The 5,574-nt window shown below is 52.3% G+C and carries 8 protein-coding genes; 6 read left to right on the top strand and 2 right to left on the bottom strand.

Going from position 1 to position 5,574, the window contains the following annotated elements; translation table 11 throughout:
- Positions 1–92 precede the first annotated feature (92 nt).
- On the top strand, positions 93–794 hold the full coding sequence (locus POG22_RS18035) for a DUF4230 domain-containing protein (protein ID WP_063716440.1): 702 nt from the start codon (positions 93–95) through the stop codon (positions 792–794).
- Between the two features lie 30 nt (positions 795–824).
- On the opposite strand, the gene POG22_RS18030 is transcribed toward POG22_RS18035, so the two are convergent.
- Positions 825–1,604, bottom strand: a complete 780-nt coding sequence (locus tag POG22_RS18030) for an MlaE family lipid ABC transporter permease subunit (RefSeq protein WP_026097891.1) — start codon at positions 1,602–1,604, stop codon at positions 825–827.
- A gap of 198 nt (positions 1,605–1,802) precedes the next feature.
- Here POG22_RS18030 and POG22_RS18025 point away from each other — a divergent pair, with 198 nt between their 5' ends.
- The 5 genes from POG22_RS18025 (at position 1,803) to POG22_RS18005 (ending at position 5,068) form a co-directional block, all read left to right on the top strand.
- Complete coding sequence (locus POG22_RS18025; RefSeq protein WP_063716451.1) at positions 1,803–2,099, top strand: hypothetical protein; 297 nt, start codon at positions 1,803–1,805, stop codon at positions 2,097–2,099.
- Between the two features lie 134 nt (positions 2,100–2,233).
- Positions 2,234–2,596, top strand: coding sequence for a Lin0512 family protein (locus POG22_RS18020; protein ID WP_063716439.1), 363 nt, complete (start codon positions 2,234–2,236; stop codon positions 2,594–2,596).
- A 39-nt stretch (positions 2,597–2,635) separates the two neighbouring features.
- Positions 2,636–3,508: an EamA family transporter gene (locus POG22_RS18015; protein ID WP_063716438.1), complete on the top strand. Its 873-nt coding sequence runs from the start codon at positions 2,636–2,638 to the stop codon at positions 3,506–3,508.
- Between the two features lie 616 nt (positions 3,509–4,124).
- Positions 4,125–4,745 (top strand): hypothetical protein, encoded by a 621-nt coding sequence (locus POG22_RS18010; protein WP_498906698.1) that lies wholly within the window; start codon positions 4,125–4,127, stop codon positions 4,743–4,745.
- 41 nt (positions 4,746–4,786) lie between these two features.
- Complete coding sequence (locus POG22_RS18005) at positions 4,787–5,068, top strand: response regulator (protein ID WP_498906697.1); 282 nt, start codon at positions 4,787–4,789, stop codon at positions 5,066–5,068.
- Here the strand turns inward: POG22_RS18005 and POG22_RS18000 are convergent.
- On the bottom strand, positions 5,001–5,574 hold a 574-nt coding region (locus POG22_RS18000; RefSeq protein ID WP_498906696.1), incomplete at its 5' end, for an RNA-guided endonuclease InsQ/TnpB family protein. The two genes, POG22_RS18005 and POG22_RS18000, sit on opposite strands and share 68 nt — an antisense overlap.

Genomic DNA, 5,574 nt, shown 5'->3' with positions numbered 1-5,574 from the left:
TTCTCCCCCTCTCCCCTTCTCCCCCTGGGAACGTCTCCTCTCAAACTCGGGTCTAGGATAACAAGTCTGCCGTTTCTCCCTCGCACCCACCCATGACTCAAAACAAATCCGTTGCCGTCTCTCTGGCAGAAAAGCTGTTGCATCCAGCCGTATTGTCCTCCATTGCCGTGGTGTCGATCGCTGCTTTCCAAGCCGAGCGCATCACGAAACAGGTCACGCAGGCGTTATTTCCCCCCGCACCGCCACCCGTAACCGAAGTAAAATCCCTGTTGGTCGATCGCCTGGAAGGGAAAACAGAGTTAACTACCGCTGAGGTTGCCTTAGAAACTATCGTCAAAACCAGTCAGGAACGCACGCTCGGCCATCTCTATCTCGGTGAAACAACCGTCGTGTATCAGGGAATCGGTCGCGTTCGAGCGGGAATCGACCTCAGCCAACTCCAAGTCACGCAGATCGATCGCGATACCGGACGAATTACCCTGCATCTCCCGCCGCCATACCTCGTTCAAATGGATTTAGACGTCGAGCGATCGGAAGTGTTAGAACACAACCGCGCCTGGTTTGCGCCCAATACAGAAACGGAACTGTATACGCAAGCGCAACGCCAAGCCCTCCAACAAATTCGAGAAGAAGCTTGTCAAGAGGGACTGCTCGAAAAAGCCAATCAGGAAGCAGCCGCAGTGGTTCGCAACATTTTAGAAGCGGCCAGATACGACGATATTACGATCGAGACGCACTCTCCGAATCCCCAAACCTGTACTCTGTCCCTAGCCACGTCGTCGAGTCGTCACTGAAGCAACACGCGAGGGGAAAATGCGCTCTGTTCACGGAAGTGAGGCACTCCCCATCCCTTGGAACATCGCCCAAGACAGAAAGAAGTTCGCAATAAAGATCGCCATCAGAGACGTTACGACCGCCGCTGTCGTCGATTCCCCAACCCCTTTCGCACCGCCAGAGGTCGTGAGTCCCCAACTACAGCCGATAATGGCAATGAGTCCGCCAAACACGGCGCCTTTAGTCATGGCGTGAACGATATCCCAAAATCCCAGGAAGTTTCGCGCAGAATTTAAAAATACAGACTGGGCGAGATTGTATTGACTCGTGGCAATCAGCAGACCGCCACTCATGCCGATCGACAGTGAAAACAGCGTCAACAGTGGAACCATCAAACCACAGGCTAGAACTCGCGGAATGACGAGATAGTCGATGGGATCGGTTCGTAAAATATGCAGGGCGTCGATTTGTTCGGTGACTTGCATCGTGCCGATTTCTGCGGCGAACGCCGACCCGACCCGACCCGCCACCACGACCGCCGTAAGAACGGGGGACAGCTCCCGCGCTAAGGCTAAGGCGAGAACGCCACCGACGGCAGACTCGGCACCGAAGTTCAGAAACTCCCGCGCCACTTGAATCGTAAATACCATTCCCACGAACGCAGCGGTAATCGTGTTGATGAGGAGCGACTGCGGCCCCACCATTGCCATCTGATCGAGGGTGTTTCGACGGTGAATTTTGCCCGACAGCAGATGGACGACCACCTGACCGCCGAGTAACATCGCCGCGAACAGGCGGCGACTCCATCTTCCAAGACTAGATTGAGCCAACGTTTTTTGTCAGAAGCGTTGCAAAACGACAACAACGACGCCGAACTGCAAAGTAACATTACGGGAGATAACAAGTTTCTTTAGGTTTATTTAAGATTTCTACAGATTATCGAACGGTCGAGGCGATCGCCTTTATGGTAAAGGCAGATCGAACCGACCCCCACGTTGTTACTTCACTGCTCCGCGCAGTCGTCCTTCATGCAGGATATCTTATCCCGCTTGCGCTCTACGATCCTAACCAGCCTTTTAAGTTTTGCGCTTCCCTGGTTGGTCGTCGGCGCAGTCTTAGCCAGTTTACTCTCGATGAGTTATCTTCCCACCGTTGCCCCTGTCGGACAGGAGGGGGTGCGTCAGTTCCTTTGGTTTCTCAAGGTTTTCGGCGAAGGTTCTCCCCTGGTCGCCTTGCTGTGGATGGGATCGGCTTGCAGCTTCGTAGCCGTTCTCTTCGATATCTTCGCCGCCACGAGAACGTCGTTTGATAGCTCCCGCGCCTGAACTTTAACGAAAGATGCGGGCGCAAAGGCAGTGCTTTGGCTGATTCTGACTCTCTCTCCAGAAGCGGTCACGAGTCGAGCTGATAGCCTTGGGGGGATTTGTTAAAGCGATCTCGCCTACTTTTTCATAATTCTATGACTCGCCAACGCTTGATTATCGAAATGGGAATGGGGGTAGACCAACACGGACAAGACCCCACCGTCGCCGCCAAACGGGCCGTTCGCAACGCGATCGCTCACAACGCTCTCCCCGGCGTTTGGGAAGTGGCGGGATTAGACCACCCCAATCAGATGTACGTGGACGTACAGGTGGCGGTTCCCTATCCCGAACAGGTTCGCACAGACGAGGTTCTATCGGTGTTACCCTTCGGACAAAAAACCCTCATCGTGGAAGCTGGGGGGATGGTGACGGTGGGTCGCGCCATTCCCGAACTCGAGGATAAAAACGACGATATGTTAATTGCAGTGGCGGCGGTGACCGTTTCCGTGGAGAATTGACATCCTCACTGCTGTTGGTTCTTTCCCCTCGCGTTCCCCATGCTTTGGCTGATTCTGACTCTCGTGACCGCTTTTTCCGAGTCGCTGCGGGATGTCTCCAACAAAAAATCCCTACAAGCTAGCGATGCTTACGTGGTGGCTTGGTCGTTGAACGCGACGACGGCGGTATTTCTCCTTCCCGGTTTGGTGTGGGTGGGAATTCCCGAGTTGGGAGAGGGGTTCGTGAGAGCGTTAATCGCCGGAAGTCTCCTCAATGCGATCGCCTACTTGCTATTTGTCAAAGCAATTCAACTGTCGGATTTGTCAAAAGTCGCCCCCTTAACCACGCTGACGCCGTTGTTTCTGCTGGGAACTTCGCCGCTGCTGGTGGGGGAGTTTCCCCATCCGCTGGGAATTGTCGGAATTATCTGTATTGTCGTCGGCGCGTATTTGTTGAACTTCTCGGTTCGACATCGAGGGTATTTTGCTCCGTTGTGGGCGTTGTGGGAAGAAACTGGGGCAAAATTGATGTTGACGGTGGCGTTTTTGTGGAGTCTCACCTCAAACATCGACAAAATCGGCTTGCAAAATTCCTCGCCGCTGTTTTGGGTAACGGCGATCTACGCGATTAACGCGGTGGTGTTGTTTCCTCTGGTATTGGTGAAGTCGAAACGGGTGATTCTGCAACTTCAGGGGAACGGCGTTCCGTTGTTGGCGATCGGGTTTTTCAATGCGATCGCCCTCACCTGTCAAATGACCGCGTTAAGTCTCACTTTGGTCGCCTACGTTATCTCAGTCAAGCGTACTAGTGCGGTGTTTAGCGTCTTGTGGGGAAAGTTCCTCTTTCGAGAAGTGGGTTTGAAAGAACGGCTATCTGGTGCAGTAGTGATGGTGGTTGGCGTTGCGTTTATCGCTCTATCTGAAAAACTCTAGTGAGTAGTGGAAAGATCGAGAAAACTTACCACTGAAAACGATCGTTTCTCCAAAAAAACAATGATAGGAACCGATCTCCACTCTCGATCGTACGGGGGCATTTCAAGTGCGATGCGTTCGGTCGAAACCTCGTAAGAAAGAGATGGCTAGCTTTGATAAGGTAATCAATCTTAGTGGTGCAGAAAAGTCCTGAAACCCTTGTTAGAAAAGATATCGCCGTATTAAAGGGTTGGCCACAAAATCCCAGATCGGTAAATGGCTGCCGGGGATCTAGCTTGAGTCTAAATACATATTTTATGTGTTTAGTCAATCTCCGATCTCGAAAAGTTTTCTGCACCACTGAGGGTAATCAATTTAAGCTTGTAGACGAGCGCTCTATATCTATGCAGGTGAGTGTGAGTAGCCTAGAAATCATGAATCCTGTTCTAGAAGTGCATTAATGAACGCAATTTTTCGTAAAAATCACGATGAACGGTCATGTTGTCACAAGAACATCACATTTAGTCTCTACACTAAAACTGTTGTAAAAGTCGATGCGTGTGGGAGTCTACGACCCGTGTTGAAACGATCTGGAAAACCGGAAGACGCAACCGATAGTCCTCGACTAAGTGCCTCTATGCCGACGGTTGCAGAACGAACAAACGTCAATCCTTCAAAGTGTCCGACCGAACACCAAGAAGGTCGAGCGTCGAATTTTAAGTATCGCAACAACAGGGTCGATCGCTCTCGCTCGACAGCTATTCCCCAAGCGATCTGCTACATGAGGACTCAAGGTGAAAACTGGCCGGGAAACTCTACGAGCGACACTCAAGTCGAAGCTTACATCAGTCTTGCCGTCGATATTATGCGTGCGCGAGATCCCCGAGCGATCGTTGCCTTGAAAGACTTCCTGACCGTTTTACCGACCCCAAGCACGCTCGAATCGGTGTTGAAGCAGGCGGTGTATCGACTCGGCGACCTCGATCGACCGGCGTGTCGGTGGATTTTGCGACACGGCGACCTACTGATGCCCGAACTGGACTTACAAGAGGTCGCTCGTCAGTGGGCGATCGAGGTTCTGACTCGAGACGATCGCAGCGGCGATCGCGATTATCAGTTCGATCGCAACGGCCGCCTCCATCTCAGCGATGCGGCCAAAATTCAGTTACAGCAAATGGCTTCCGGTGTCGGTGGCTTAATGCTCGAAGAAATTTTCGACATTCCCAACGATGGCGATCCCACGTCCGATATCGATTGAGACATACCCGCTTACCGACTTTCAGAAAGGCTCGAATTTCCATGAATTTGACTGTACTCCTCATCGAACCCAACGGCGCTCTCGAGCGGGATCTCGAGTGTCCGATCGCGATCGAACACTGTAACGTTATCAGTACCAGCGATCGCTGGCTAGGAGTCTACTTAGCCCGTCACCACCAACCCAACGTCATCGTCAGCACGATCGATTTACCCCAACTCGATCGCTATGAATACGAACGAGTTGACACTCCCCAGCCTAAAGGCGTGGGGATTCTTCTCTCAGCGATCCGACTTGCCCTGACAGGTTGGCACCAGCCAAGGTAGCGGTCAAATCTCCAGAAGCGTTCGGGTCATCGACCCAAGTTCCGATGTGCCCCATCGTACTCAAGGCAGTGTTCAGAATGTTGACTGCGGCGTTGTGGTCTCTGTCAAGTTCGCAACCGCACTGACAAACGTGGGTGCGAGTTGAAAGCGTCTTTCTGACGACCGTGCCACAACTCGAACAGGCTTGGCTGGTATAGGCAGGTTCGACCGCAACGGTTATCCTGCCAAACTTTTCTCCAAACTGTTCCAACCACTTCCTGAACTGATACCAACCGGCATCGTGAATCGACTTGGCGAGACAGTGGTTTCTCACTAGATTCCGTATCCTCAAGTCTTCGTAGGCCACCAGATCGTTAGATCGGATTACGCAACGCGCCAGTCTCTTGGCGTGTTCTTCACGTTGCCGACTTATTTTGAGGTGTACTCGTCCGAGTCGATTGACGGCTTTTCTTCGGTTAGCAGAGCCTTTCTGTTTTTTGCCCACCCTTCGGTGAGCGCGTTTTAAC

This window comes from Geitlerinema sp. CS-897, from assembly GCF_028368005.1.
Classification (GTDB): domain Bacteria; phylum Cyanobacteriota; class Cyanobacteriia; order Cyanobacteriales; family Geitlerinemataceae; genus Baaleninema; species Baaleninema simplex.
Note: the sequence above shows the minus strand (reverse complement) of the source record. Positions and strands in the feature narration are given on the sequence as shown.

Coding starts and splice junctions, on each gene's coding strand:
- POG22_RS18035 (WP_063716440.1), top strand. CDS start 93: ATGACTCAAAACAAATCCGTTGCCGTCTCTCTGGCAGAAAAGCTGTTG.
- POG22_RS18025 (WP_063716451.1), top strand. CDS start 1,803: ATGCAGGATATCTTATCCCGCTTGCGCTCTACGATCCTAACCAGCCTT.
- POG22_RS18005 (WP_498906697.1), top strand. CDS start 4,787: ATGAATTTGACTGTACTCCTCATCGAACCCAACGGCGCTCTCGAGCGG.
- POG22_RS18015 (WP_063716438.1), top strand. CDS start 2,636: ATGCTTTGGCTGATTCTGACTCTCGTGACCGCTTTTTCCGAGTCGCTG.
- POG22_RS18010 (WP_498906698.1), top strand. CDS start 4,125: ATGCCGACGGTTGCAGAACGAACAAACGTCAATCCTTCAAAGTGTCCG.
- POG22_RS18020 (WP_063716439.1), top strand. CDS start 2,234: ATGACTCGCCAACGCTTGATTATCGAAATGGGAATGGGGGTAGACCAA.